Raw genomic sequence first — 1686 nt, 5'->3', positions numbered from 1 at the left:
GTGCCAGGCCATGTTCGGCAGCGGCTCCGACGATCTTTTCCACCACCAGCGTGCCGGCGACGCCGCGCCGGCCCGTCGTATAGGAAGAATTCTCGACGGCGACATCGTCATTGGTCACGATCTGCTGGACGCCTTCAGACATCTCGGCCGCCATGTCGAAGTTCATGACGTCGCCCTCATAGTTCTTGACGATGAACAGGCAACCGCCGCCGGTGTCGACGGCCTCCGCCGCCGCCAGCATCTGGTCCGGCGTCGGCGAGGTGAACACCTGGCCGGGGCAGGCGGCGTCGAGCATACCGTGCCCGACAAAGCCGCCATGCAGCGGCTCGTGGCCGGAGCCTCCGCCGGAGATCAACGCCACCTTGCCCGGCCGCAAGGTCTTGCGGCGGACAAATTTGTGCTCGTCGCCGAGCACGAGGATGTCGGCATGGGCGGCGACGAAGCCGTCGAGGCTTTCGGTCAGCGCCGTGTCCACCGAATTGATAAACTTCTTCACGGCCGTCTCCTCCCGAAATAGGCCTTCCAAAGCAATTCCAGGGAAAGTGTGTCGCGGTTTTCCGTCCGGAATTGCGTAAAACAAAGAGTTCGATCAGCCACCCTTGCCGGTGATGCTGGTGATCTTCTGGATAAAATCGTTCACCGCCTTATCGAGCGCGGCGTTCTGCTTGTCGTCGCCGAAATCCGGCACGATCAGCGAGACATGCCGCGTCTTGCGCATGCCTGATGCGATCGACATTTTTCCCGGATGCGCCTGATGGTAGGCGGCGAGAAACTGGTCGCGCTCGGCCGGGCTGAAATGGCACACCGAAAATATAGCCGGCAAATGTTTTGACGGAATCGGGATCGAATAGGCAGGACTGGAAATCTGGGTGACGAAGCTTCGGTGTTTGCCGAGCGCATCGGCCAGGCGCTGGCGCATGCCGGATGGGCGCTGGTCGATGACCTGCGACAGGATCGTCTTGTAGGCGCGGATCGCCTCTTCGGAACCGGGTTCGGATGCCCTGTCGACCATGCCGGCCGCGCCTAGACAGAAACGTCCGCGATGGCCGCCTTGGCCATGGCGAGTTGCGCCGGAGCGACGGAAAGATCGCGCAGGCCGGCCTTGAGCAGTGACGGGATCGAGGCGGGATCGCCGCCTGCATCGCCGCACAGGCTGACCGGGATTTTTTCCCGCTGGCCAAACGCGGTCACGGCAGCGATCAGCCGTAGCACGGCCGGATGACGGACCGAATTGAGATGTGCCACGGCAGCGTCATCGCGGGCGGCCGCCATGACATATTGGGTGAGGTCGTTGGAGCCGATCGAGAAGAAGGCGGCCTCGGTAAAGGCTTCCGGCACGATCGCCACCGACGGCACCTCGACCATGATACCGAGCGGCGGCATCTTGTTCGCGATGCCGCGCGCGGCAAGTGCGGTCTGCTCCTCGGCGAACATCGCCGCTGCCTGTCGGTATTCCTCCACAATGGCGATCATCGGAAACATCACTTTCAGATTGCCGTGCACCGCGGCGCGCAGCAGTGCCCGGATCTGTACACGAAACACCTCCGGTCTTGCCAGCGACAGCCTGATTCCGCGCAGGCCGAGGAACGGATTGCTCTCCTCGACGGTGAAGCCGGGCACCGGCTTGTCGCCGCCGGCATCGACGGTGCGGATCGTCACCGGTTTTTCACCAGCCCATTCCAGCAC

Annotated in this window: 3 protein-coding genes; all 3 read right to left on the bottom strand. The window is 63.0% G+C overall.

Features of this window, described 5'->3' with window-relative positions; all coding sequences use genetic code 11:
* Positions 1 to 496 (bottom strand): dihydroxyacetone kinase subunit DhaK (locus tag EN939_RS33100; protein WP_206528412.1); only part of this gene is annotated, 496 nt, incomplete at its 3' end.
* 93 nt (positions 497 to 589) lie between these two features.
* Positions 590 to 1012: a hypothetical protein gene (locus EN939_RS33095; protein WP_127271698.1), complete on the bottom strand. Its 423-nt coding sequence runs from the start codon at positions 1010 to 1012 to the stop codon at positions 590 to 592.
* A gap of 11 nt (positions 1013 to 1023) precedes the next feature.
* On the bottom strand, positions 1024 to 1686 hold a 663-nt coding region (locus tag EN939_RS33090), incomplete at its 5' end, for a putative PEP-binding protein (protein ID WP_164751464.1).

Origin of the sequence: Mesorhizobium sp. M7A.F.Ca.CA.002.05.1.1, assembly GCF_003998335.1 — a bacterium.
GTDB lineage: Bacteria > Pseudomonadota > Alphaproteobacteria > Rhizobiales > Rhizobiaceae > Mesorhizobium.
This window is presented reverse-complemented; position numbering and strand designations above follow the sequence as displayed.

Bases quoted from the DNA above. Each gene is read 5' to 3' on its own strand.
- EN939_RS33095 (WP_127271698.1), bottom strand. From the start codon at position 1,012: ATGGTCGACAGGGCATCCGAACCCGGTTCCGAAGAGGCGATCCGCGCC.